Genomic DNA, 24,533 nt, shown 5'->3' with positions numbered 1-24,533 from the left:
AGTTTATCATCATTTAAACCAATCCGAGAGGATTGCTATAATAAATCGCATTAAAACAAATAAAAACTATAAAATTAACCGTGCAAGGCTTTCTCAATCTCAACAAACCCTTTGGCTGGACATCCCACGATTGTGTAGCAAAGACACGAAAACTGTTACGTCTCAAACGGGTAGGACACGCTGGAACACTAGATCCGGCTGCAACAGGGGTGCTACCTATGGCATTGGGTAAAGCAACTCGTTTATTACAATATCTTCCTGGGGAAAAAGCATATAAAGCCACAATTCGCTTGGGTGTGCAGACTACAACGGATGACTTGCAGGGCGATATTGTTACCTCTCAACCTTGCTGGGACTTACGTCTGGAAAAAGTTAAACCTTTGCTGCAACAATTTCTAGGCAAAATAGAACAAATTCCACCCATGTACAGCGCTATTCAAGTTCAAGGAAAACGCCTGTACGATTTAGCACGCAAAGGCGAAACTGTGGAAGTACCCATTCGGATAGTCGAAATTTTCCATCTGGAAATTTTGGATTGGCGGGAAGGAGAATTTCCAGAATTAGATGTTGCCATTCATTGTGGTGCTGGTACTTATATTCGGTCAATAGCCCGAGATTTGGGAACCGCTTTACAAACTGGTGGAACTCTTGCGGCTTTGGAACGTACTGCAAGTAGTGGGTTTCACTTGGCAGAGAGTGTGACTTTAAGCGATTTGGAAGTACAACTGCAAGCAGAAACTTTTAAACCTATACCCTTCGATACACCATTACAGCATCTTGCATCCGTTACTCTACCTGCAATTTTTGCTCAAAAATGGTGTCAGGGCCAGCGCGTAAGTGTTATTCAAGAAATTTTGGGAATTGTACGAGTTTATCATGAAGATGGACGCTTTTTGGGAATTGGTCAAGTGCAAGATTCTCCTGACAATCCATTGCTCGTTCCAGAAATGGTCTTAGAAGCAATTTAATTCTGTTTTGGTAACATAGAGTATTTTCTAGACTAAACTTAAAAACGTACACATATGGATTTTAATTTAGAGCAGTTTGCCAGCGATAATTCCTCCGGTATTTGCCCGGAAGCATTGGAATACACGATTAAGGCAAACCAGGGTAGCGCTCCTGCCTATGGAAATGATATATGGACTCAAAAAGCCACAGACGGTTTTCGAGAGTTGTTTGAAATTGATTGTGAGATATTTTTTGTTTTTAATGGCACTGCTGCTAATTCACTATCATTGGCTTCGTTATGTCAGTCTTACCATAGTGTTATTTGCCACGAAACTGCACATATTGAAACTGATGAATGTGGTGCTCCTGAATTTGCTTCTAATGGCTCTAAATTATTACTGGCAAAAGGACCAAATGGTAAGTTAACCCCAGATGCAATAGAGGCAATTATCAAGAAGAGAACTGACATACACTATCCCAAACCAAAAGTGATTAGTCTGACTCAAGCAACAGAATTAGGCACGCTCTATTCTACGAATGAGTTGCTTGCTATTAAATCTATTGCCAAACAGTACAATTTAAAAATTCATATGGATGGAGCCCGATTTGCTAATGCAGTGGTTTCAATCAATAAAAGCCCCGCCGAATTAACATGGAAAAGTGGGGTAGACGTTTTGTGTTTTTGCGGCACAAAGAACGGTATGGCAATGGGAGAAGCAATTATTTTTTTTAATAAAACTTTAGCAGAAGATTTTGCGTATCGTTGCAAACAAGCAGGCCAACTTGCATCAAAAATGCGTTTTATTGCTGCACCTTGGCTCGGTTTATTAGAAACAGGTGCTTGGCTCAAGAATGCCCGTCATGCCAACCAATGTGCTGAATATTTAGAAAACAAATTGTTACAAATAGAAGGCGTTGAAATGATGTTTCCTAGGGAAGCTAATAGTGTTTTTGTCAAATTACCCGAACACGCGATCGCACAACTACGAGCTAAGAACTGGCAGTTTTACACTTTTATTGGTGTTGGAGGAGTGCGGTTTATGTGTTCTTGGAATACAACTCAAGCAAGAATGGATGAATTAATTGGCGATATTCAAGAAGCGATTGGAAGGATATAGCAATCCTGTTTGAGATCCGAACAAAGGGGACAAGGGAAACAAGGAACAAGTGTTTGTAATTCATTTACGATTGCTACAGGAGGATAAAAATATTATTCTTTAGAAGCTTCTTCAGCCCTCGTTCCCAAGCTCTACCTGGGAATGAATTCATTGGAGGCGTAGCCTCCTGTATCAGCCACGCGAGAAACTAGAGAACGAGAGAGAATGTGGATTGATTTTATACCTTGTAGAGCGTTGATACTTCTTGTGACCGAACTAGCTAAGATCGTGATTGGATAGCTTAAGGTGAAGAGGATGAACGAAATAACGCGCCGCGAATTTATTATCACTGCGTCTCTAGCGACGGGTTTTGCTCTCGCAGTGCAACCCATTTCTGCCAAAGTTATCACCACTAATGCCAAAGGGTTGGTTGCGGGCGAGGTGAAAATTCCGGTAAAAGATGGAACAGTTCCTGCTTACAGAGCAATGCCTGCTACCGGTCAAAATTTCCCAATTGTTTTAGTTGTTCAGGAAATTTTTGGCGTACACGAGCACATTCAGGATGTTTGCCGTCGTTTTGCTAAATTGGGGTATTTGGCAATTGCACCTGAATTGTTTGTGCGTCAGGGGGATGTCTCAAAGTTAAGCAACATAGATGAAATTCGTAAGATAGTTGTTAAAGTGCCAGATGCTCAAGTGATGTCCGATCTTGATGCTGCGGTGGAGTGGGCTGTAAAATCTGCTAAAGGCAATGCCGAAAAATTAGGAATTACGGGTTTTTGCTGGGGAGGTCGTATTACCTGGCTGTATGCCGTACACAATTCTAAAGTTAAAGCTGGTGTGGCGTGGTACGGGCGGTTAGTAGGCGAGGCGAGCGAATTAATGCCAAAACACCCTGTTGATGTTGCATCAACTTTGAAAGTCCCCGTACTCGGACTCTATGGCGGCGAAGATACGGGTATTCCTGTTGCTACAGTGGATCAGATGCGCGAGCAACTGAAATCTAGCGACAGCAAATCAGAAATTGTTGTTTACCCCAATGCACCACACGCCTTTTTTGCCGATTATCGTCCTTCCTACCGCGAGAGAGAGGCAAAAGATGGATGGCAACGCCTTCAAGCATGGTTTAAGAAACATGGAGTATAACTGTACCAGCTTGTAAATATTACAAATCTAGCAAATTCTCAATAGACTCCAGTTGGCGATCGCATACCTGCTGCAAATTTCTGAGATACTGTAACATTTTACTCCCTGTTACTTCATTAACATGAATTTCTGCTCCTAGCTCTTGGTTCATTGATTTGAGATCGGCAATAGGACCCTGTAACTCAATAGCAACGGTACGCAAAAAATTATCTTTGAGTTGATTGAGTTTTTGTAATTTATCAAGCTGCTCTCGTGCAGCTTGATAAAGTCTCGCCTGACGGATAGCAATCGCACATTGATTGGTTACCTGTAGAACTAATTGAACTTCGAGTTCATCGAAACTTTTGTTTTCTGGTTTGAACAACCACAAACTCCCTAAAAAGTTTTGAACATCGAAAATAGGGCAAGCTAAAATCGTGTATTTATAATATTCCTGTAAGCTTGAACCAGGGTAACACAAACACAATTGAACGCTTAAGCCCTGAAGCAATTGTTGGTGTATTTCTGGCAGTCGAACTAATTCTATAATGCTATCCTTATCTAAAGGATTTGAAGTAGACTTAATAAATTCATGACCGAGGGTACAAGTTTTTAATTCACAATTATTAATAGCAGAATAGCACAGTTCCAGTTCTAGACCAACTCCTAATTCCTTAACGGACACTTGCCAAATTTGTTCCTCATCAAGGCTACTGCGTATTTCATCGGTCGTCTGTTTGAGCCTTTCTTCAAACTCTAGCGCTCGTTGAAGTTGAGATGTTCTTTCTACAACTTGTTCTTCAACAATACTATTTATCTGTTGCAATCTTACTTCTATTTGTTTGCGTTTTTGGACTTCTTCTTGTAGTTCTTCATTCTTCGCGAGTAATTGCTGCGCCTGGTGATGAATAGTAAATTGATTTTTAACACGTGCCAAAACTTCCAACTCTTGAAAAGGTTTGGTAATATAGTCTATGCCTCCATTTTCAAACGCTTTAATTTTATCTGTTATTTGGTCTAAAGCACTAATAAAAATAATAGGAATATTAGCGGTTTTTTTGTTAGATTTTAATTGCTGGCAAACTTGATAACCATTTAAATCTGGCATATTAATATCTAGTAAAATTAGTTCCGGGGGTTCTATCTGGGCTGATTGAAGCGCCATTTTTCCACTGATAGTTTTTCTAACCTTAAACCCATGTTCTTCTAAAATTTTAGAGAGCAGGCGTAAGTTATCTGGCGTATCATCAACTAGCAAAATATGACCCGAATTATTTTGAGACTTTATCATATATTTGATTTACTATTATACAAACTTCCTGAATGAAATTATTTTGAATATTTTTTAATCTACAATCTAGATTTTTGAGTTGGATGCAGTTAATTCTTGAAAAGAAAAATTCTTTCAATTTCTATTAAAGCTAACTTAAATATAAAATCTCACATTTGTTCTTTATAAAGATACCGTAGTCTTATGTAAAACTTTAGCCAATTGTAACAGTTAGCTGGAAAATAAAGAAAAGATTTTTATTGGTACTAGCGAGAGACTTGCTGTCAGGACTGTAGGTAGAGCTATGGTGCATAAAAGCCTGATTTGGGGAGCTTCGATCGCCTAGCCCTGTCAAGGTGGATAAAAACTTAGGAAATCAATAGTTTTTTCGCCTCTTACCTACATCTATTTAATAATTTTTAAACCGCACGGACACTGAGGACGCAAAGAGAAAGAAAATCAATATAGAATTGCTACATACCTGCTCATTTATCTTGTGGTACGGGTATTCTCCCTCCAGTCACTGGTATTTATTTCCAAGGTGATGGAATAGCAATCACTGACATAATTTTAGCGATCTGTAACTTAATTGCTACCCTACCACAATGGGGACAAGTGACCCGGATTTCTTCCTGTTGTGGTTCTCGTTGATGCTGAATCAAGACCCCTTCTTTGCAGTACCAACACTCGCAAATAACACGCCCTTCCGGTTTCTCAACATCTAATAGACGGATGTGTTGCCCAAAAACAGGTTCTGGTTCTGGCTCATCAAACTCCGGTCGTTCGGATCGCGGGCGCGGGCGAGGTGGAGTAAAACTTTCTGATTCTTGTTTTGGTTTGGGTCGCGGACGCGGATAGATAGAATCTTCCTGGCTCATAAAAAACTTGCCTGACTCTGGTCATTAAATTTTTAATCCTTGTTGATATTAACAAGGATTATTAGAAATCTTAAATTCTTCATAAAAAATGCACCCTATTGCACCAGAATGCACTCGCAATTAATCTTCTAGATACTGAGCTACCACAGTTAAATCTTCCATAGCTCGATTCAAACGTTCGAGCAGTACCTCATAAACGTCCGGCTCGGCATCGACAATTTCTAATTTTTTCCTTAAATATAGTTCTAAGGCTTCTATCCACAGTAATGCTTCTACGCTGTAGATTGCTTTCAGTAATCCCATATTGGTTAGAACAGCTAGCTGAAATCCTATCTGATCTTGTTCGGTGTTACCCAAGTACCCATTTCTAAATTCTAATTTTTCTGGAACGTAATGTTCGTATTGTTCGCTAGTGATACCACCAGGTATTAGTTGTGGTTGTGGAAGGGGGGGTTGAGAGTCAGTCATAATTTCAGACCTTGAAGACTATAGAACTCATGTTATTTAAATCTCACGTAAAGGCGCGAAGACGCAAAGCTTTTTTGAAGTCTTTGCGTCTTTACGTGAAGTTCATATTCTTTATACAACAGAGCTATTATGTCAAGAAAGATTTTCCGCAATTCTACGATATAAGTCTTAGCAGTTTTTTGTCATTATATATACTATGATAGAATATTCCATAATTTATGGCAAATTTCCTGTCAACCAGTAGGTCATCATTACTCCTTTGCCTTTGATAAAAATTTCGCCCCGTTGTTCAAACTTAAATTCTTCCTTAAGAGACTCATAAGTTGCAGCACTAACCTGAATTTTTCCAGGTAATCCGTTTGACTCCATACGCGAAGCGACATTAACTGTATCTCCCCATAAATCATAGCTAAACTTGCTTATTCCAATGACTCCAGCAACTACAGGACCTATGTTCATCCCAATTCGTAACTGCAGTCCTTGTTTTTCTTGAGCGTTGAATTGCGCTAGAGACGCTTGCATATCAAGTGCCATTTGCGCTGTTTTCCGCACGCGATCGGGATTTGGTGTTGGTAAACCTCCAACCACCATATAAGCATCACCTATGGTTTTAATTTTTTCCAAACCATGTTTTGCTGCTAATTGGTCAAACTTAGAAAAAATTTTATTCAAAAATTCTACCAATTCAGCAGGAGTTTTTTGACAGGATAACTGCGTAAAACCTACTATATCGGCAAAGAGGACGCTAACTTCCTGAAATTGATCGGCAATCAATGTTTCTCCAGCTTGAAGGCGTTCTGCAATTTGCTGCGGTAAAATATTGAGAAGAAGCTCTTCACTCTGTGCTTTTTGAAACTTTAGAGCTTCTTGTGCCAATTTGCGTTCGGTAATTTCGGAAACCATTCCTTCGTAATAGAGTAACTTTCCTGTTGAGTCCCGAACAGCACGTGCTGATTCAGAAATCCAAATTGTTTTGCCATCCTTACGGTGGATTAATGACTCAAATCCAGAGACAGTTTCGTTCTCTTCGAGTGCAGCAGCAAATTTTTGTCGGTGTTGGGGATCGAGATATATTTGTTTGTCAATATCACTTATACTTTGAAATAATTCTTCTGGAGAAGAGTAACCGTACATTTTTGCGAGTGCTGAGTTAACACTTAAATATTTTCCTTCTGGAGTTAGCTGATAAATTCCAACAATGGCATTTTCAAAAATACTGTAATAGCGTTCTTTTGACATTCTCAGGGATACTTCTGCCCGTTTGCGATCGCTAATCTCAGTTTGAAGGTGTCGATTTTGCTGATAGAGTAGCTTAGTTTGTTGTTGCAGTATCTTGATGAGAAAACGTTGAGTGAGTTGATTGTTTATTCTTATTAAAACTTCTTCTACCTGAAAGGGTTTGGTAATATAATCTACTCCACCGACTTCAAAGGCTTTAGCTTTGTCTAAGCCTTCATTGAGAGCACTGATAAAAATAACAGGAATATCGCGTGTTTTGGGATTAGCTTTAAGTTGCTGGCAAATTTCGTAACCATTGATGGAAGGCATGAGAATATCAAGAAGAATTAAATCGGGTTCAATGGATTGAGCAATGTCAAGCACGGAATGACCGTTGACAATAGCTCGAGCATTATAGCCATTTTCTCGCAAGATATTGACTAGCAAACGTAAGTTAGCAGGTATATCGTCTACTACCAAAATTTCTATTTTTAAGTTGTTTGGTGTTACTTTCATTCGCTTTCCCTAAAAACATACCACTTTCTTCAATAAAGTAATGTCATGTTTTTTCCTATGCCTTTAAGTACAGCCAGTCTTTTTTATACATTTTGCTCAATAAGTCCGAACGAGTCGAGCTACGGTAGGATTTTTAATTAGTATGCCCTAAAAAAGTGTAGAGACGCGCTATGGCACGTCTTTACATATCTAAAAATTTTGCTGAAAAAAACTGAGTTGTATTAACATTTGCCTTCCCATATCAAAAGTTGTCTGGAAGCAGCCACAAAACAGTTCAGATGCTTGGGTGGATAAAGAAAATGGTCGTATGCTAATGACATCTGTCGCGCCGCTTCACGATATGGTACTCTACCAATTCCCGTACCCAAACCCGGACAAGCAATACTGTGAATCTTGTCCTGAGCATATTGGTTGTGGTGTCGAACAGACAAAAGCATAGCCCACATGGCTACGTAAGGAATATCAGTTCCAACAACAGACATGGGAACTCGCATTGTAGGTGTGTGAGCGAGAAACGGGTGCAATCGATGACCTGTTTCTACAATCATTGATGTTCCCACTGGCTGTTCGCCCAAATAATCTGTAAGTATGCGTTGCTGGACTCTTTCCATTAAAGAACTACCAAAAAAGTTGATAATGGCAGCATCGATCCCGCCATCCATCATGCCAAAAGAGTTACCAGGACTAACCAAACAATCAAAATCTGCCAACCACTCAAAGTAATCATTAACTATTTCAACATTAGGAAAATAATAAAAATGTTCTTGAAATGCTGCTGCTAATAATGGATCGGGCGCTACTAATATCAGTTTCAAGCTTGATTCCTCCGCTTGAATACCTATTGTAGTCAGAGGAATTGTTTTTCAGCAACTTATACCAAATCCGATTTTCCAACCCCTTTTAGCTCAACGATGTTCGTAATCGTGGCTATACAAACGAAGTCCCTCCCGCTTTTTTTACGAACTCGTACCAAACCCAGTAAACTGGCGTAAAGGCACGTGAAACGCCAGAATAATATCCTGTTTTGGAACGCCCATTTCAACTAACCGATTCGCAATTCCTTCTTCCGTACCATCATGCTGAATCCAGATTTTTCCATCTTTGATATCAAGATGCAAAACACAGCCAAAATGACGTTTACTTCCACGCCAACCAACATAGAGTAGTTGATAATGATCCTGTTCGGAATCGAAAAGAGTCTGCACTTCATACTCATCAGCATTAGGAAGTATTGAAGCTCGTCCTCGTCCTTCGGAAAGAAGATGTCGAATGTATTGCCGATATTGCTCTACAGCCATCTATCTATAACCTCCCTTTCCACATCATAAACTACCAATTGCAATTGATACCGCTCAACAGCCGACACAATAAATCGTCTTTGAAAGAAACTTTCATTCCATTAAGATCAGCCGCAAGGGATCTAAACGAACATACCAAGGCATCGGTCGATCTTTCAAAACCGCCCATCTCTCCTTAAACACCTCTGCTTGCAAGTGATGATCGGATTGGTTCTTGGGCTCACCGTTCAGCTTGAGAAACAACGTCATTCGGTGTGGAGTTTCGCTTGTTCTTGTCAGCCAGCACCTGAAAGTATTTTCTTGGGTTGGATCGTCAGTGAAACTGATATGATGGGCGCGAATTCCAAGACTAGATAAAAATTCTGGAATGGGTTCGACAACGTTTAGGGTACAACCCCACTCTACTGCTTCTACTTGATGTGATGTTAAAGCAATAGCGCGGGAAAAGTTCTTACATCCTGTCAGCTGAGCAACACTAGCCGTGGCAGGATGCTCGAAAATATCGTATCTTGTTCCTGAATGAGCAACTTGTCCTTTATCTAAAACTAGCAAATTGGGACAAACTCGATAAGCCTCTTCCATATTGTGAGTGACAAATAGAGTTGTTCCTTCGTAAGATGCTAATGTCTCCACCATTTGCTGTTCTAGCTGACTTCGCAAGTGAGTATCCAGTGCAGAAAATGGCTCATCCAGTAACAGTGCTTCTGGGTGACTGGCTAAGGCTCTTGCTAGGGCTACTCTTTGCTGCTGTCCGCCCGAAAGCTGATGCGGGTAGCGATCGCCCAATCCTTCCAAATGCACTGTTATCAATTGGGCTTCCACTTGTTGTCGAATAGCTGTTGCAGACAATCCTTTTGGTAAGCCAAAGGCAATATTTTGCGCTACTGTCATCTGGGGGAAGAGAGCGTAATTTTGTACGACAAAACCAACTTTGCGATCGCGTGGTGGCAGATCGATCCCCTGTTGAGAGTCAAACAACACCCGTCCGTTCAGAACAATGCGCCCTGATGTTGGCGTTTCTATCCCAGCAATACAGCGTAGAATCATGCTTTTGCCAGCCCCAGATCCTCCCAACAATCCCAGGGGTAGCTTATCGGCATTAAAAAAGACTTTCAAGTTAAAGCCAGGGAGACGCTTTTCAATGTCTACAAATAGCCCAGAAGAAGAGGAGGGGGAAAGGGAGGAAGAGGGAAAAGTTTCTTGCTTTGTGTTCCTGTTTTCCTGTCTCCTACTCCCTGCTCCCTGACCCCTCCTTTTCCCCTGATTTTCCTGCCATAAGTTAGCTGCAATAATTCCAGACAGAGAGATTGCTATGATGGCAATTGACCAAAACCAAGCTTCATGAATTGCTCCGCCTTCAACGGCAAAATAAATTGCCATTGGAATTGTCTGGGTTTGCCCTGGAATATTCCCTGCTAACATCAAGGTTGCACCGAATTCACCCAAAGCACGAGCAAAAGCCAAAGTTGTTGCTGCTAAAACTCCCGGTAGCGCCAGAGGTAAACTGATGCGCCAAAAGATTGTGGATTCTTTGGCACCAAGAGTTCGAGCCACTCGCAAAAGATTGCTATCGATTTGCTCGAAAGCTCCTAACGCTGTTCTATACATCAATGGAAAAGAAACCACCGTTGCTGCGATCGCCGCACCATACCAAGTAAAAACCACACTGAAGTTCAAAGGCTCCATGAGTTTTCCCAATGGACCATTTTTCCCAAACAGTAGGAGTAGCAAAAAGCCAACAACCGTAGGAGGTAAAATCAGAGGAGAAACAAAAATGCCCTCAATGAAAGACTTCCCTTTTCCTCGATATCCCAGCATCCAATAGGCAGCAGCAATACCAAGAAAAAAGGTAATAAATGTTGCAAGTAAGGAAGTTTTAAGGGATATCCATAAAGGAGATAAGTCGTAGGGCATCATGGGTCTTTGCAGTTAAAAACTCTTATCAAAACAGACAGGGACTTAAAGCGGGTCATTACGGTACGATAAACCCATATTTTTTCAATACTGCCTTAGCAGGCTGACTCGATAGGAACTTAACAAAATCTCCAGCCGCCTGAGAATTTTTACTGCTCTTAAGTACTGCCATGGGGTAAACGATGGGAGAATGACTGTTTTCAGCAGCTGTGGCAACCACTTTTACATTTTTAGAGATTTTTGCATCAGTAGCGTAAACCAAACCCGCATCAGCATTACCACTTTCTACAGACGCCAATACTTGACGCACATTGTTTGCGTAAACTAGCTTGGGTTTTACTTTATCAAAAACCCCCAATTTTTGCAGAACTTGCTCGCCATACTGACCGGCAGGAACACTTCTAGGTTCGCCAATCGCAATCTTTTTAACCTTTGCGTCAGTCAAAGCATTGAAGTTAGTAACCCCAGTAGATTTAGTAGGGACAACCAAAACTAAACTATTGTTTGCCAAGTTAGTACGAGTTCCACCAAGCAATAACCCCTTTTGCTCCAAAGCATCCATTTGTTTTTGTGCAGCCGAAATAAAAATATCTGCGGGTGCGCCTTGCTCAATCTGTTGCTGCAAAGCACCAGAAGCACCGAAGTTATAGCTAATTTTGGTATTCGGGTTACCTTTTTGGTAGAGGGTGTTGATTTCCCCCATGACATCTTTAAGGCTAGCTGCAGCAGAAACAAGAAGTTGGGCGTTAGACTGAGCTATGACAGGAGATGCATCGAACAATCGCAAGCCAAGTGCTAGGAATAGGCTAGCAATAGTGATGCTAAGGAAGGCAAAAAGTTGTCTTCTTTTCATAAAAAACTTATATGACAGAAATTCACTCCTAGGAATTTGCGGTTGGTAGGATCGTACCAAGATAATGTCCCAGATTGCCAATAATATTGGTATCAAGCAGGTATTTATGTAGTTTTTAATACAAAATAGCTCATTAAAGATGTTTTTATACAATATTTCCCGTATTTCCTGAGATAAACAAAGTTGGTAAAAATTCAATTGCTGCTGTTATCTCTCGATCCTGTAGCTTTACCTGGTAATGCAGTTTCTCCTAACCCCCGTTCAAGCAGGAGACGCGGGGCTTAGAGACACTGCGTAAACCAGACACCCAACTACTCTCGTTCTAATCCGCGCATTTTTTGTGTAATGAGGAGAAAAGCGATCGCAATTAAAACTTCACTGGGAATAATGGAAAAAAAACAGCTTGAGCACAACCAAAAAATAGCTATCAAGAGAGTGAGTAACTGCAAGAGTTGATGTAAGAGTTTTAAGCTTATAAACAAAAAAAATATTGCCAGCAAAAGAGAAACTAATGAAGATACAAGCATAATTGATTCACTAGAAAATTTGAATAAGAAAAGCTAAGAATACGAAGCTTGTATCTAAAATTCATCAATTCGTAATTAATAAATTTTTAATTACGAATTAGGAATTAGAACTGGTGAATTATTGTGTTACTTTTCCCTGCAAAGCCTTACGCAACCAAGGAGGGGGATTTCCTTTGAGAGCCTCCACTAACCGATTCAAAATGTAAGCAATATTTTCTTCTTCCGAGCGGGGTTTAACCGGCATCATACCGTTTTTGATTAACTTAGCAGCCGCCGTACCACCAATTGAGGCGACATAAACAATGGTACAATCAGCTAACACTTCTAGTTTGCGTGCGACTTTATCATCACTTTCACCATCTTTGTCTTTTTTCGAGCTACCTTCAGCTTCTTTGGAACCATCTTTGCCTTTTTTGCAATCAGGTTTACCATGCTTGCAACCACCTTCACTGGTTTCATTAATTGTTTCAACTTTTTTAGATGGCTTTTCAAAGAAAAGCGTTTCGACAAATTTGTATCCAGTTTCTGAAACTTCATAAACATCAACCTCCTGCGCCGAACCAAAATGAGCGTTGACATTAACTCTATCAGTTGTCATGAAGGCAATCTTCATTTTTTTTCCCTTAATAAGTGATGCTTAGTGGTTAGTAGTGAGTAGGAAGATAACTAAAGACTTACTACTCACTACTAACTGTTCTCGCCATTTATTTGCAGTGACATGATATACGCTTGCAATTAAAATAAAAGTGAGCATTTAACAAACAGCAGCGACTGGTGACTCACTCTTGGTTATATATATAGCAATCCTAAATTTTGTGTGAGAAAATACGTAGAAATTGTTTCGGCTCTTGATGTCAAATTTCATTCAGCCTTAGCGGATAGAATTCGCCACTATACAGGCAAAACCGGAGTAGTATCATTAGAACAGAAAACCAGGTTAAGCTTAATATGAACAACATTAAATTAAAAAATCACCCTGTCTTGCATGATTTAACAGATCTATTACAAAATATAGATGCCAATACACTTGTTAAAGAACATCTCTCTTTATGTAATTATAAAGTCTGCGGTTATTGGGACGAGCAAGATAAATATTATGAAGAAATTACCCTACCACCCACCATTGATGCTGAATTAACTAGTAGTTCTATTGGCGTAACACATAATAAACGCTTTCTCCAATTGCAGTTTATCCTTACAGCTTTAAAAAATGGTGTTGAAGGTAATTCAAGTCCTAATAACAAGTTGCATATTGGTGAGCTAGGGCTTATTTATGATGAAAATTTAGAATTTATAGATGAGAATTGGCAATTATATGTTGATTCTCCTTTTTTGGATATTAAACTCGTCTTACAAGAATAGTAAGGGAAACTGATGCGATACGGCTGTACTCCGTTCCTAGCTCGTTGTTTCAGTCGTCAAATATAATATCTGCAATTGAGGAAGACATTGCCAAAAATGATTGTTTATGGCCTAGGGTCAAAAGTTGGCATTACATAAGATTTGCATATTACTCGTAACTATATCTTCTGTCAACCGTATATTTGCCGTTACTCGTGTAACTTTAATTTTCGACAATGACTAAAAGGTTGACTTAACAAAGGTTTTCAGACTAGGTTGCATGATTTTACAAACATCTCGCCTCAATGCCTTCTTGCTTTGGGAAGACTGCATTTGGCAATAGTGAATTTAACGGATTTTTTTAACTATCTGTAGGAGTATTCTCTAAATTTTTCCGCGTTTGTCCGCAGGACAAATGTATGTATATTTTGTAAGGTTTAACTAAGGAACGGTAATAAGCATATTTTTAACCAGATGTTCAATACTGAGCCTGTTATTGTGTCGTATTATTTTCTTTGTATATATGACTTCAGACGCTAGCAATCTTAAATTCCCCTTATGGCAGTATCTCAATCAACCTGTGATGAACCCTAAAGTTAAACTTGTATTAGATCCCCGGCGCTTTGCCCGCTACTATAGAGTTGAGCTTTTGGAACGGTGTTTTGCTAAAGAGTGTGATGCTAAAGGTCCGCAACAGACATAAATTATCTATATATATTAAACGGAGAACATTAGAATTGGGCATTAGTCATAACGCTCAATCTCGGTTCATGCTTGCGACAACTCCTATTTCTTAACCGGGCTGACTCTTGATAATTGATTCACCTCCAATGTGCTCAGCCCGTTCTGCTTGGGAAACATCTGTGTAGCGAGTCTTTCATTATGACCTTGGGGTCTAGCAGTTTTCCAATCGCAGCAAGTATGTATTCTAAAGCCTGTTGACGCAATTCTAGATTGGAATGGAATTGCGCTAGCACGTCAATATCTCGAAAAAGTATATTTAAGTTAATTCTGTTTTAAAGGAATTTGAATGATAAATTCTGTTCCTAAATTTGGTTGTGAAAGACAGTAAAGCGAACCACCATGTTTTTCTGCCACAATTTGATAACTGATTGATAAGCCCATTCCAGTTCCTTTTCCCACAGGCTTAGTTGTGAAAAAGGGATCGAAAATTCTCTGACGAATATTTTCATTCATACCCGTTCCATTGTCAGCCACGCGAATAATAGCTTGGTTATTTATTGCTTGAGTATGAATGGAAATTGTAGGGTCTTCCTTTGATTTTTCGTCTTCTAAGATTGACATATGACTGAATTTAAATGCGTCTTCTAAAGCATCAACTGCATTACTTAAAATATTCATAAATACTTGATTTAACTGTCCGGGAAAGCACTCAACTAAAGGTAAATTACCATATTCTTTAATAACTTGAATTTGACAATAAGAATTTTTTTCTTTAATCCTGTGTTGTAAAATCATTAATGTACTGTCAATACCGTCATGGATATCAACCTCTTTCATTTCAGATTCATCCATACGGGAAAATGTGCGAAGAGATGCTACGATTGTTTGGATGCGTTCTGTACCAACGCGCATTGAGGATAGAAGTTTCAGTAAATCTTGTTGTATAAATTCTAGGTCGATTGCTTCTGCTTGTTTCTGAATTTCTAAAGGTGGAATGGGGTAATATTTTTGGTACAGAACTAGCAATTCTAGAATTTCCTTGGCGTAGTGATTGGCGTGATTGAGGTTACCGTGGATAAAGTTCATGGGATTGTTAATTTCGTGGGCGACTCCAGCTACCAGTTGTCCCAAGCTAGACATTTTTTCACTGTGAATCATCTGCATTTGCGTTTGCTGAAGTTCTTGCAAAGTACGCGTCAATTCTTCGGCTTTCTCCTTTAGCTGTGCTTCGGAACGACGCATGGCTTCTTCTGCATCATAGCGTTCGGTTAAGTCACGGCTCAATCCAAGTACACCAAAGACTTTTCCATCTAAGTCGTACAAAGGATTTTTACGAACATCGAAGATACGTAGCGAACCATCTGCAATTGTTGCGGGATCGAAGGAGTTACACACGGGTTTCCCAGATAGCGCCGTGCGATCGTCAGTGCGGAATCCTCGAATACCTTTTGCAGGATTTCCAAAGACAAGTTCTTCAGAAAAACCCAACTCCAAATCGTCTTTGCCAAGAATCTCTTCCACGGTTTTACCAATTGCGGTTGCATAACTCCGACTGGCTAGGATGTAGCGGAAATTTGTATCTTTAGCAAAAATCCAGTCTGTAGTAGAGTTAAGGACAGCTTGTAGCAAACAGGACTGGTACTCAGTTTGGTGTAAAACCTGCTGTAGTGCTATCTCAGCCTGCTTGCGTTCGCTAATATCCATAACAGTACCCACAAGTTTGATGACTTTTCCGAATTCATCCACTTGGGATTCTGCGATCGCATTCAAATAGCGCAAGGAACCATCGGGGCGGTAAATGCGTAAGTCAAGGTTAAAAGCAGTGGGTTGAGCGATCGCCTGTTCTAGTTTTTCTTGCCAAATGAGTGAGTCATCTGGGTGAATTTGCTGTTTGTATTCTTGAGGGGGTGGTGCTTCTGTTTTGGGTTCCAACCCAAAGATTCGGAAGACTTCTTCTGACCAAATAGTCACTAGGGTAGTAGCATCTATTTCCCAGTGACCAATGTGAGCAATTCTTTGAGCTTTTTGCAATCGCTGTTGGCTTTGACGCAACGCAATTTCTGTCTCAGTCTCCTCGGTTGTATGCACGAAGTGATTGCTAATATCCATAACCTAATTATTCCAATTGAAATGCAGTTCTCGTCAAAAATGTGGTCTTCATTACGTTCGCCTCCTAGCTAAAACAAGTTTACTATTGGCTTGATATGGGAAGCACGATCGCAAACTCTGCGCCCTGTCCCAAAACAGAATTAATTTCAATCGTTCCTCCATGACGCTCAACGACAATTTGGTGGGCGATCGCTAAACCCAAACCCGTTCCATGTCCAACAGCTTTGGTTGTAAAAAGATAGTCAAAAGCAATCTGTTTCACCTGTTCGGTCATGCCAATACCATTGTCTGCTATGCGAATCATAATGTGTTGCTCGTCTTTCATAGCAGTTTGAATGGTAATGCAGTTAGGATTTGCTCTAATATGTTCAAAACTGCTTCCCATATTAGATTCTTCTAAAGCATCAATAGCATTTGCCAGCAAATTCATAAACACTTGGTTGAGTTGTCCTGGGAAACATTCTACTTGAGGGATATCGCCATAGTCTTTAATAACGTTAATTGCTGGACGGTCATCGTTTGCTTTCAAACGGTGCTTGAGAATAAGTAGAGTACTCTCTATACCTTCATGAATGTTAAATGGAACCTTATAATCTTTGTCCGATCTGGAGAAAGTTCGCAGGCTGGTGCTAATATTGCAAATGCGTTCAACACCCAGCTTCATTGATTCAATCAACTTCGGCAAATCCTGACGCAAATATTCCAAATCTATAGTTTCAATTTTATCCTCAATCTCCTGTCCGGGATGGGGAAACTTCTCCCGATACAGATCGAGCAAGCCGCACAAATCTTGTACGTATTCTTGAGCAGGGTCAATATTGCCAGCAATAAAGCCGATAGGATTGTTAATTTCATGAGCAACCCCTGCGACTAAATTTCCCAAAGCAGACATCTTCTCGCTTTGTACTAATTGAAGTTGTGTTTGTTGTAAATGAGCGACAGCATTTTGTGCTTGTTGGTATAAACGGGCATTTTCTAAGGAGATAGCAGCTTGAGTGCAGAGGAAATTGAGAATTTCAACACGATTGTGAGTAAAGACCCCAGTCGCTAAATTATTTTCCAAATAAATAATCCCGATAAATTTTCCTTGATAAAGAATTGGCGCACATAAAATTGACTGTGGTTCGTGATAGACAATATAGGCATCAGATTTAGAAATAGCTTCTTCTGTAGCATTATTAAGAACTAAGGGTTGTTGGGTGCGACGGACATATTCAATAATGGAAACAGGAACATCTTGACTGTCTTTGACTGGGATTGATTGCAGTACGACTGCTAATTCATGCTGGTTGGTATCCGCAACTTCAATAAATAGTTGATTGTCGCGCTCAAGAATAATACAGCCTTTCTGAGCAGCTGCATTTTCGAGAATAATATGCAGCAAATTTTCTAGCAATCTATCCAAGACTATTTCACTGGAGATAGCTTGTGATGCTTTCATCACAGCAATCAGATCGAAAACTTCACCCTTGGATGTTGTGCTTCCTTTGGATAGACTACTGTCTTCTTTGGAAAGTTTTTGAGAATTAAGATTCAGCCATTCAAAGTAAAATTCTTCTAATTGTTGAACTTTCGCTTTTGCTCCCCACTGCTGATAGCCGTGATATGCTTCTGTTATATATGCTTGAGCAATTTTGTTTTTTTTGAGCGAAAAGTAAAATTCGGCTGCTCGTTCGTTGGCTAGAGCAGCTTCATGGAAGTAATGGTTTTCAATGGCTCCTGTAATAGCGCGATCGTAGTACTCCATCGCTTCATAAATTCGTCCCAATACCCTGTAACGTTCTGCTTCAACTAGGTAAAATTTATGCAAGTGATTCATCGGTGCATAGTTTGCCCAATGCTCGAGTTTGTTCCGATTGGCGATCGCTCTTTCCCAAACAAGCTCTTGTTTTGATTCTTCAATTTCTGGTAATATAGCAAGCTGGGTTAAAGCATCGTAAAAAGAAAATACAGGGATCGTAAAAGAGCCAGACACTCCATCAAGATATTCACCAGCAAGATTGGCTACTTTTGTGGCTTGTCGCCACTCTTGAAATAAGTAACAAAGAATGAGTTTGTTAACATATAACGTACCAATAGCATAGCGATCGTTTGCTGTATGGTGTAAAGGAAGCATCTTGTCTTCATGGTAAACAGTACCCTTAAATTCCCAGGGATGCTTGCTTTGCCCGAGTAAATTCAAAACTGATTGGTAAAAGACTCGAAGATAATTGTGAGCGACTTCCTGTTTGAGTTGAGCCAAAGCATGGCTGTAAGCCTTCATTTCTTCTTCCAAAATTGATAATTCTTTACCTAAGAAGAAAGAAAGAGAACAATAGTTGTAAGCGCAGTAAGCAGCATATTCTAATGCTCCAGTTTCTAGCCCGCAGTGGTATCCATCAAGCAAAGGATCGAGAGATTTTTGAATGTGATATTTCCAAGGTTTTACAAATGGATATACCATATTGATGGTGCTAGCTCGAAATTCTTTGCTTTTGAGCTTTGATAATAAGCCTAATGCCAGTTGACCGACACGATTACCTTCTTCAATATTGCCAATAACACCGCATAAAATGACTCCATACCAAGCGTATGCTTGTGCAGATACAGAGGCATTTCCATACTTAACCGACAATCTAACCTGTTTAAACACAATTAATGGTAAAAGTGTAGGAACAGCTTGATAAACAGCAGCCGTTACGCTTGCTAAAATTCTGACGAGCGCCAATGCTCTGAGATCCCTCATTTCTGGCAGTTCTAACAAATCTTCTAATTGTTTTTCTGCTAGAGTATCTTGAGTTTTCTGCAAACCCTCAGCAATATCTGTTTGATTTGGTTGTTCTGGAAACGCAACTCCAAATAATTCTGCCACAGTTAGGGCTGTTTTGATAGCCTGAGGTTGCTTGCTCTGGGCTACGCAAGCTAATACTTTGACCTCATAAACTTTAATTTTGTCCAACAAAGTTTGCGCTTGCTGTAACACTGCAAGTACTAGCTGTTCCATCAACTCAAACTCGCCACAAAGAAGAGCTGCTTCCGCTGCTTCTTCATACAGTTTTAATGTCAGGCTGTAGTGTGTTTGCCAAGAGTCAGCGGACAATAAAGCGATTCCAACTGTAAAATACTTAAATGCAGGTTCATAGGCAGCTGCAGCTTTGCCTTTTCGTCCTGCTATCAAATTGAGTTGCGCCAATTCCTGTCGTTCTGAAATTTGTGTTAGAAGATCTCTGCCAAAGTTCAACTGATTGACAATGTCAAAAATGTAATTTTCAATCGCTTCTGGGGGAGTGTTGCGAAGTAAAAGTTGACCAATTTCAAGATGGGTCGCTTGTTTTTGCGTCTGCGGAATGAGGGAATAAGCAGCTTGCTGAACTCGGTCATGAAGGAATCGATAACTTACACTCACGTCAAATCCAAATTCATCTAGTTCTTCGCTAGAGAATAAAAGGGGAACTTGGTAGTTATTGTTAAGAGGGAGAATAAATCCTGCTTGGAGAGACGGTTGTAACGCTTTAGCAGTATCCAAGAGACTCGTGTTACTGACAGTTGCTAAAATATCTAAATTAAAGCGATTGCCAATACAAGCTGCTAGTTGAAGTATTGTTTGTGTGGTATTTGGTAATTTTTGCAAATTAAGTGCTACTAGTTCTACCACATTTTTGTTAGTAATTCCAACGCGTTGAATTTGTTCGAGATCCCACATCCAGCAACCCCGAGTGAAATCAAAGGTTAACAGGTGTTCTTGATACAGCGATTTGAGAAGTTGAGTTAAAAAGAAGGGGTTGCCTTGAGAGATATTGAAGAGTAGCTCTGCAAGAGGAACGCTTCTGTTGCGATCGTTTAATGTATCGGCAACTAATTGACGAACATAATGTATTTCTAAAGGATACAGAACAATATTTTCGATAGCAGTGTTTGCTTTGTGAAGTACATCTAACATCTTCATCAATGGATGAGTTGCACTGATCTCGTTATCTCGATATGCTCCAATCAACAGTAAATGTTTGCTTTCAGGATTGCTCATCAGCACTTGAATGAGGTTTAAAGATGCAGAATCTGCCCATTGCAAGTCGTCTAAAAACAGCACTAGGGGGTGTTCTGGTTGAGTAAACACCTCAATAAAGGCTTGGAAGACGCGGTTGAACCGATTTTGTGCCTCGGTTCCTCTTAATTCTTCGATGGAAGGTTGTTTGCCAACGATCGCTTCTAGTTCTGGAATCACATCCACAATCACTTGTCCGTTTTCACCCAAAGCCCTTTTGAGTTTTTCTTGCCAGTTTTGAAGTTTGTGGGTGTCCTCTGTCAGCAATTGCCGCATGAGAGATTGAAATGCTTGAATGAGAGAAGCGTAGGGAATGTTACGTTTAAATTGGTCGAACTTACCTGAAATGAAGTAGCCCCTTTTACGGACAATTGGTTTGTGGACTTCATGAACAAGTGACGATTTGCCAATACCCGAGTAACCCGATACAAGTACAAGTTCGCTTCGTGAAGAAGAACTGCTGTCCTCCGGACACGCTACGCGAGTAAATGCTGCTAGCAATTGTTTGACTTGCTGTTCTCGTCCGTAGAGTTTTTGGGGTATGTTCAGTTGGGCGCTTGCATCTAGCTGACCGACCTCAAAATTGGAAATTTGCTCGTTTATTTTAAATTCTGTTACACATCTTTGGAGATCTGCAAGTAACCCCGAAGCACTCTGATAGCGGTCTTCCGCATTTTTTGCCATCAACTTCCTGACAATTGCAGATAGGACGAGTGGAATGTCAGGATTGATATTGTGAACTGCGGGTGCTTGCTTGGCGATGTGAGAATAAACTAACTCCATTGGGTCATTGGATTGAAAGGGTAACTGACCTGTCAGTAATTCAAAAAATGTGACTCCCAAGGAGTAGAAATCGCTACGATAGTCAATCCCTCGGTTCATCCGACCCGTTTGTTCTGGTGAAAGATAAGCGAGAGTTCCTTCAATTCCGTTAGGATTTTGTAGGGTTTGTGTTTCGTGTCTGAGGACAGAGGCAATGCTAAAGTCAATCAGCTTGATTTGTTTTGTTTGGGGGTGAATCAAGACGTTAGCAGGTTTGAGGTCCTTGTGAATCACTCGATGTTGATAGAGACCTTGAAGAATATCAGCAAGTTGAAGCGCAATGAGTAGAAATTCTTCTAATTCTAATGGATGCCCTTGAGTATACTCTGTTAAGGAAACACCACCAAAGTCTTCCATAACTAAAGCATAACCGTGGCGCAGTGGTTCTAGACTGTACGGGCTGACTACTCCAGATAAAGGGAGATTTTTGGCAATATTATACTGATTGCGGAATTGTAAGAGTTCATTGACCGTTGGATATTCCCTTTTCAAGAGCTTAATGATGACACGTTGTTGGTCTGCTTCTCGTAAGGCACGATAAACTAGAGTTTTGGCACTAAAGTAAAGTTGCTCAACCAAGCAGTAGCCTGGAAGCGTTGTTCCTGGGTCAAATGATACTTTCATCGCGATCGCCTTCCATAGAAAATTGCCGTCTCTAGCCGACTCATCAGCTAGTATGCCCATTTAGAGATAGCAGTTATCACCGATGGCTGGTTAGCGGTCACTGTTGCCGTGTAGGAATTTCAATGACAAATTCAGCCCCATGTCCCGGTTCTGAATGACAAACCAGTCGTCCGCCATGTTTTTCAGTAATAATTTGATGGCTGATAGACAGACCCATACCAGTCCCTTTACCAACAGGTTTGGTTGTGAAGAAGGGGTCAAATAATCGACAGATAATGTGTTTGGGTATGCCAAGCCCGTTATCTTGTATGGAAATTTTAATATAATGGTTATCGGTGAGGCTTGTTTGAATTTGGATAGTTAATTGTGTCTTTTGTTCTTTGTTTGCTCCTGATAGGAAACGACTCTGGACAAATGACTCTTCCAAAGAATCAATTGCATTCATCAGTATATTCATAAATACCTGATTGAGTTGACCGGGGTAACATTCAACAAGGGGGAGCACGCTATATTCTTTGATGACTTCTATTTCCGGGCGCTCTGCTCTAGCTTTCAACCGATAGTCCAAAATCATCAGCGTACTTTCAATCCCATCTTGAATGTCTACTGCTTTCATCTCGGCTTCATCAAGACGGGAAAAAGTCCGTAGCGATCGCACTATATCCCGAATTCTGTGAGTTCCGGTCTGCATGGAATTTAAGAGTTTGGGTAAATCTTCCTGAATAAACTCTAAATCTATGTATTCAAGTGCTGTTGCAATTTCACAATTTTGATTGGGATAGTATTGCTGATAAAGATTGAGTAACTTCAAAATATCTTGAGTATATTCTTGCGCGTGTAACAAATTGGCATGAATAAAATTTACAGGATTGTTGATTTCGTGAGCAACACCTGCTACTAACTGCCCCAAACTCGACATTTTTTCTGTTTGTATAAGGTGAGCTTGAGTCTGTTGCAGATCTTGGAATGCCTTTTCTAAAGTAGCAGCTTGCTGGCGTAGTTTCTCTTTAGATTGTATCAAAGCTTCAGCAACTTTATGACGTTCGGCAATTTCTTTGACAAGTTCTTGATTTTTAAGAGAAAGCTCTTGAGTTCGTTCGGTAATTTTTTGCTCTAAGGTTTCATTGGCTGTTTTAATTTCTTGAAATTGTTGATTTAACATCTGAGCCATTTCCTGAGAATTATCTATTAATGTTCTGACTTCTAAAACATTACTTTTAGGAAACTTTATGCGAGATATATCAAACAATTTGCCGGGTAAATTGGTGGTAACATTCGCTAATTGTACGATTGGTTTTACAAGTCTCCGGCTAATCACAGTCGCAAGCAGAAGGGCTGCGATCGCAATCAACCAAATTAACGTAAATCCTTGAATAAACAGATTCTGCAAGCTTTCGAGTTGTGAACCTACTGAAATTTCAGCAACCAACTGCCAAGATAAATAGCTGTCAATTGGTACTCTATGAACGTAAAATGAGCGTCTCTGACGTTCTACAGCTGCCATTTGACCGGGTGGCAACCATTGGTACATTTGCTCCATTATTTTCTGGGATTTCTTGTTTTCAAGATGGTCAAACATACTGGTGGGTGATAAATCGGAACGAGTTGTGCTGACGACTCGCTTGTGATTATCTAGTAACGTGATTCTGATATCTAATGGAGTTTTGTTGAGTTGCAGTAACCGACCGATGGCATCTAAACTAATCTCGTTGCTAACATGTCCCCGCACCCTATTGTCCTGGACAATCGGTACTTGCTCGATAACTGTAGCAAGCTCTCCTTGTTTCTCAAATAGATGCATCAGACGCGGTTGGTCAGAGGGTTTGGGTTCAGTATAATAAGTTGACAGTTTAAACTGACGGTCTGGAAAAGCAGCAATTGTGTCTCCAGAGATATCTGAAATCGCAACTCTTTGACTGTGTAACAAGCTTTGTTGAAGTAGTTGTGTCCCTTGCTGTAATGCTGTTGATGCAGAAAGATTGGACTCGATTGCTAGTTTTGCTAATTGCTCTAATATTAAGTGGTCTTGTTGTTGCCAGCGTTGCAATCCTGTTGCTACATTGAGTGAAACGGCTTTTAAAAGACTGGGTGTATTTGTTTGAATTTCTGCAAAGGCTTGTTGATTGTTCAATACTATAAGAGTTAAAGATGGAAAAAATACAAATGCGACAAGCACGATTGACAATGTTTGTCGGAACGAGAATCTTTGTCCGTGATTAACATGAATCAACTTGGCAATAGGCGTGTAAGCAACAAACAAATCGGCAATAAGTGCATTAAAGATACCGTTGACTGATTGTTTAAAAACAATCATTAAAGATACAGAAACTGGTATCTTCATAATGTAGTAAAAGGCAATCCATCCCAGTGGCATACCAATAAAAGACCAGTAAATGATATCTGCCAGCATCAGGCTTTGTTGTCGCTTGCTAACCCACCATCCAACAAATGTAACTTCAAGTAAGAACAATATTAATGCATAAGGATGTCCCCAAAGCCAAACAGTATAAACTGCGGCTATAAATGTTGCAATAACTCCCCACAAAGTTCCATAGATGTAGGCAACAAAAAGAGTTGCAATGCTACCAAAGGTAAAATTTACAGAAAAAAATAGAGGCAAATTGAAATAGTTGCCTAAAAATCCCAGAACTATTAAAGCAGACAGCTTGGCAAGCGTGTATTTGTCAAGCTGAATGGTTTTCCTTTTCAGAAACCAGTAAAATTTTGGGGACGAAGGTTTCACCATCATTGCGAAGCTGTCAGCAGTAGTGTTTTTGCAGGTGGAAAGAAAAATTTATTCCATCTGTTCTCTATCTAAAA

The 24,533-nt window shown here is 40.0% G+C and carries 17 protein-coding genes; 5 read left to right on the top strand and 12 right to left on the bottom strand.

What is annotated here, in order from left to right:
• The first annotated feature begins 80 nt into the window (after positions 1 to 80).
• The 3 genes from truB to HC643_RS00490 all read left to right on the top strand — a co-directional run bounded on the left by truB (position 81) and on the right by HC643_RS00490 (position 3,191).
• Positions 81 to 968, top strand: a complete 888-nt coding sequence (truB, locus tag HC643_RS00500) for a tRNA pseudouridine(55) synthase TruB (protein WP_038077584.1) — start codon at positions 81 to 83, stop codon at positions 966 to 968.
• 54 nt (positions 969 to 1,022) lie between these two features.
• On the top strand, positions 1,023 to 2,066 hold the full coding sequence (locus HC643_RS00495; RefSeq protein WP_038077586.1) for a threonine aldolase family protein: 1,044 nt from the start codon (positions 1,023 to 1,025) through the stop codon (positions 2,064 to 2,066).
• Between the two features lie 294 nt (positions 2,067 to 2,360).
• A complete protein-coding gene (locus tag HC643_RS00490; protein WP_038077588.1) occupies positions 2,361 to 3,191 on the top strand; it encodes a dienelactone hydrolase family protein in 831 nt (276 codons plus the stop codon).
• 19 nt (positions 3,192 to 3,210) lie between these two features.
• Here HC643_RS00490 and HC643_RS00485 read toward each other — a convergent pair whose 3' ends face one another.
• The 9 genes from HC643_RS00485 to HC643_RS00445 all read right to left on the bottom strand — a co-directional run bounded on the left by HC643_RS00485 (position 3,211) and on the right by HC643_RS00445 (position 12,725).
• Positions 3,211 to 4,461 (bottom strand): response regulator, encoded by a 1,251-nt coding sequence (locus tag HC643_RS00485; RefSeq protein ID WP_082051636.1) that lies wholly within the window; start codon positions 4,459 to 4,461, stop codon positions 3,211 to 3,213.
• Between the two features lie 509 nt (positions 4,462 to 4,970).
• Positions 4,971 to 5,318: a hypothetical protein gene (locus tag HC643_RS00480; RefSeq protein ID WP_050045435.1), complete on the bottom strand. Its 348-nt coding sequence runs from the start codon at positions 5,316 to 5,318 to the stop codon at positions 4,971 to 4,973.
• Between the two features lie 120 nt (positions 5,319 to 5,438).
• Positions 5,439 to 5,786 carry a hypothetical protein gene (locus tag HC643_RS00475; protein WP_038077591.1) on the bottom strand — a complete coding sequence of 116 codons (348 nt, stop codon included), beginning with the start codon at positions 5,784 to 5,786 and terminating at the stop codon, positions 5,439 to 5,441.
• A 216-nt stretch (positions 5,787 to 6,002) separates the two neighbouring features.
• Positions 6,003 to 7,520, bottom strand: a complete 1,518-nt coding sequence (locus HC643_RS00470; RefSeq protein ID WP_038077594.1) for an adenylate/guanylate cyclase domain-containing protein — start codon at positions 7,518 to 7,520, stop codon at positions 6,003 to 6,005.
• A gap of 221 nt (positions 7,521 to 7,741) precedes the next feature.
• Positions 7,742 to 8,335 carry a macro domain-containing protein gene (locus HC643_RS00465; RefSeq protein WP_038077596.1) on the bottom strand — a complete coding sequence of 198 codons (594 nt, stop codon included), beginning with the start codon at positions 8,333 to 8,335 and terminating at the stop codon, positions 7,742 to 7,744.
• Positions 8,336 to 8,476: 141 nt separating this feature from the next.
• Positions 8,477 to 8,818 (bottom strand): XisI protein, encoded by a 342-nt coding sequence (locus tag HC643_RS00460; RefSeq protein WP_038077599.1) that lies wholly within the window; start codon positions 8,816 to 8,818, stop codon positions 8,477 to 8,479.
• 93 nt (positions 8,819 to 8,911) lie between these two features.
• The gene (modB, locus tag HC643_RS00455) at positions 8,912 to 10,732 is read right to left on the bottom strand and encodes a molybdate ABC transporter permease subunit (RefSeq protein WP_038077658.1); all 1,821 of its coding nucleotides are present in this window, start codon (positions 10,730 to 10,732) and stop codon (positions 8,912 to 8,914) included.
• 58 nt (positions 10,733 to 10,790) lie between these two features.
• Positions 10,791 to 11,585 (bottom strand): molybdate ABC transporter substrate-binding protein, encoded by a 795-nt coding sequence (gene modA / locus HC643_RS00450; RefSeq protein WP_038077602.1) that lies wholly within the window; start codon positions 11,583 to 11,585, stop codon positions 10,791 to 10,793.
• Between the two features lie 645 nt (positions 11,586 to 12,230).
• A complete protein-coding gene (locus HC643_RS00445; protein ID WP_038077604.1) occupies positions 12,231 to 12,725 on the bottom strand; it encodes a NifB/NifX family molybdenum-iron cluster-binding protein in 495 nt (164 codons plus the stop codon).
• Between the two features lie 335 nt (positions 12,726 to 13,060).
• Between HC643_RS00445 and HC643_RS00440 the strand changes: the two genes are divergently transcribed.
• Positions 13,061 to 13,474: a hypothetical protein gene (locus tag HC643_RS00440; protein ID WP_038077606.1), complete on the top strand. Its 414-nt coding sequence runs from the start codon at positions 13,061 to 13,063 to the stop codon at positions 13,472 to 13,474.
• 502 nt (positions 13,475 to 13,976) lie between these two features.
• Positions 13,977 to 14,156, top strand: coding sequence for a hypothetical protein (locus tag HC643_RS00435; RefSeq protein WP_072040719.1), 180 nt, complete (start codon positions 13,977 to 13,979; stop codon positions 14,154 to 14,156).
• Positions 14,157 to 14,458: 302 nt separating this feature from the next.
• Here HC643_RS00435 and HC643_RS00430 read toward each other — a convergent pair whose 3' ends face one another.
• From HC643_RS00430 to HC643_RS00420, 3 genes are all read right to left on the bottom strand, one after another.
• The gene (locus tag HC643_RS00430) at positions 14,459 to 16,246 is read right to left on the bottom strand and encodes a PAS domain-containing sensor histidine kinase (protein WP_038077608.1); all 1,788 of its coding nucleotides are present in this window, start codon (positions 16,244 to 16,246) and stop codon (positions 14,459 to 14,461) included.
• Between the two features lie 82 nt (positions 16,247 to 16,328).
• Positions 16,329 to 21,773: a trifunctional serine/threonine-protein kinase/ATP-binding protein/sensor histidine kinase gene (locus HC643_RS00425; protein WP_237265795.1), complete on the bottom strand. Its 5,445-nt coding sequence runs from the start codon at positions 21,771 to 21,773 to the stop codon at positions 16,329 to 16,331.
• A gap of 37 nt (positions 21,774 to 21,810) precedes the next feature.
• A complete protein-coding gene (locus tag HC643_RS00420) occupies positions 21,811 to 24,462 on the bottom strand; it encodes an ATP-binding protein (protein WP_237265794.1) in 2,652 nt (883 codons plus the stop codon).
• Positions 24,463 to 24,533 lie beyond the last annotated feature (71 nt).

It is taken from the genome of Tolypothrix bouteillei VB521301 (genome assembly GCF_000760695.4).
GTDB lineage: Bacteria > Cyanobacteriota > Cyanobacteriia > Cyanobacteriales > Nostocaceae > Scytonema > Scytonema bouteillei_A.
This window is presented reverse-complemented; position numbering and strand designations above follow the sequence as displayed.

What these genes read in the sequence shown, in the direction of transcription:
- HC643_RS00420 (WP_237265794.1), bottom strand. Translation starts at nt 24,462, where the DNA reads ATGATGGTGAAACCTTCGTCCCCAAAATTTTACTGGTTTCTGAAAAGG.
- HC643_RS00460 (WP_038077599.1), bottom strand. Translation starts at nt 8,818, where the DNA reads ATGGCTGTAGAGCAATATCGGCAATACATTCGACATCTTCTTTCCGAA.
- HC643_RS00445 (WP_038077604.1), bottom strand. Translation starts at nt 12,725, where the DNA reads ATGAAGATTGCCTTCATGACAACTGATAGAGTTAATGTCAACGCTCAT.
- HC643_RS00480 (WP_050045435.1), bottom strand. Translation starts at nt 5,318, where the DNA reads ATGAGCCAGGAAGATTCTATCTATCCGCGTCCGCGACCCAAACCAAAA.
- HC643_RS00470 (WP_038077594.1), bottom strand. Translation starts at nt 7,520, where the DNA reads ATGAAAGTAACACCAAACAACTTAAAAATAGAAATTTTGGTAGTAGAC.
- HC643_RS00435 (WP_072040719.1), top strand. Translation starts at nt 13,977, where the DNA reads ATGACTTCAGACGCTAGCAATCTTAAATTCCCCTTATGGCAGTATCTC.
- modB (WP_038077658.1), bottom strand. Translation starts at nt 10,732, where the DNA reads ATGCCCTACGACTTATCTCCTTTATGGATATCCCTTAAAACTTCCTTA.
- HC643_RS00425 (WP_237265795.1), bottom strand. Translation starts at nt 21,773, where the DNA reads ATGGGCATACTAGCTGATGAGTCGGCTAGAGACGGCAATTTTCTATGG.
- HC643_RS00495 (WP_038077586.1), top strand. Translation starts at nt 1,023, where the DNA reads ATGGATTTTAATTTAGAGCAGTTTGCCAGCGATAATTCCTCCGGTATT.
- HC643_RS00430 (WP_038077608.1), bottom strand. Translation starts at nt 16,246, where the DNA reads ATGGATATTAGCAATCACTTCGTGCATACAACCGAGGAGACTGAGACA.
- HC643_RS00440 (WP_038077606.1), top strand. Translation starts at nt 13,061, where the DNA reads ATGAACAACATTAAATTAAAAAATCACCCTGTCTTGCATGATTTAACA.
- HC643_RS00475 (WP_038077591.1), bottom strand. Translation starts at nt 5,786, where the DNA reads ATGACTGACTCTCAACCCCCCCTTCCACAACCACAACTAATACCTGGT.
- modA (WP_038077602.1), bottom strand. Translation starts at nt 11,585, where the DNA reads ATGAAAAGAAGACAACTTTTTGCCTTCCTTAGCATCACTATTGCTAGC.
- HC643_RS00485 (WP_082051636.1), bottom strand. Translation starts at nt 4,461, where the DNA reads ATGATAAAGTCTCAAAATAATTCGGGTCATATTTTGCTAGTTGATGAT.
- HC643_RS00490 (WP_038077588.1), top strand. Translation starts at nt 2,361, where the DNA reads ATGAACGAAATAACGCGCCGCGAATTTATTATCACTGCGTCTCTAGCG.